Genomic DNA, 1,018 nt, shown 5'->3' on the forward strand with positions numbered 1-1,018 from the left:
CGGTCGACTGGGAGACGCCGGCCTCGCGGGCGATGTCGCGACTCGTGGGGCCCACGCGCGTCATGCTACTCAGCAAGGGGCACCTCCCAGAGGGTCGCGGGCACGCCAGGACGTACACAGCGGTCCGGGTAGGGCGAGGGATGCTTCGCCCGCCCGGCCGCGAGCTGGCGTGCCACCGAGGCCACGTGCTGGCCGTGCAGCTCGGCGGTGCGCAGGTCGTTCGCGGGCGGGGCGTCCGGCGGCCGTCGGTCGATGTCGGCCTGTGCCATCACGCCGAGGTACCCGCCCATGCGGTTGAGGGCCGTCTCCATCGACGTCGAGGTGGCGTAGTGCCCCCCGACGTGTCGGACGGGCACCCAGATCATGCCGAGCTGGGCCGCGAACACCGCGAGGTCCTGGAGCGCGTTGAGCTTGTCCCCGGACGGCCCGGCGCTCACCGTGAACCCGCTCGCCACCTTGTTGAGCCACATCCGCTCGCGCCACACGTCTCCCGCTAGCCGTTCGACGAACGTCTTGAACACCGCGCTCACCGAGCCGATGTAGGTCGGGCTGCCGAGCACGACGGCATCGGCGGCATGCAGGCGGTCCCAGTGGTCGTCGACCTGCTCGACCGGCACGAGGAGCGCCGTGGCGCCCTCGACCATGGCGACGCCGCGGGCGACCGCCTCCGCCAGCGCCCGGGTGGAGCCCCGATAGGCGCTGTGGAAGACGACCGCGACGTCGACGTCGGTCATGCCCGGCCCCTGCTCACGGACGCCCGCCCGTTCATCGGCCGGCCTCCGCGCGGTCGCGCAGAACTCGACGCAGGACCTTGCCGCCCGCGTTGCGCGGCAGCGCCTCGACGACCTCGACGTGCTTGGGCACCTTGTAGCCGGCCAGCTGCTCGCGGCAGAACGCGAGCACCTCCTCCACGTCGAGGCGACCCGACGCGCCCGGGGCGAGCGTGACCGAGGCGCGGATCGCCTCGCCCCACCGCTCGTCGGCGACACCGAAGACCGACGCCTCGTCGACCGCGGGG

General features: G+C 73.3%; 1 protein-coding gene and 1 pseudogene. Both read right to left on the reverse strand.

Annotated elements, in window-relative coordinates; all coding sequences use genetic code 11:
- Positions 1 to 65: 65 nt before the first annotated feature.
- A complete protein-coding gene (locus ASF38_RS03265) occupies positions 66 to 734 on the reverse strand; it encodes a flavodoxin family protein (RefSeq protein WP_082480320.1) in 669 nt (222 codons plus the stop codon).
- Between the two features lie 31 nt (positions 735 to 765).
- Positions 766 to 1,018: pseudogene (locus tag ASF38_RS17805) on the reverse strand (hypothetical protein); the annotation flags it as partial.

The organism is Aeromicrobium sp. Leaf272 (assembly GCF_001422865.1).
Lineage (GTDB): Bacteria > Actinomycetota > Actinomycetes > Propionibacteriales > Nocardioidaceae > Aeromicrobium.

Excerpts from the sequence above, each read along its gene's own strand:
- ASF38_RS03265 (WP_082480320.1), bottom strand. The coding sequence starts at position 734 with ATGACCGACGTCGACGTCGCGGTCGTCTTCCACAGCGCCTATCGGGGC.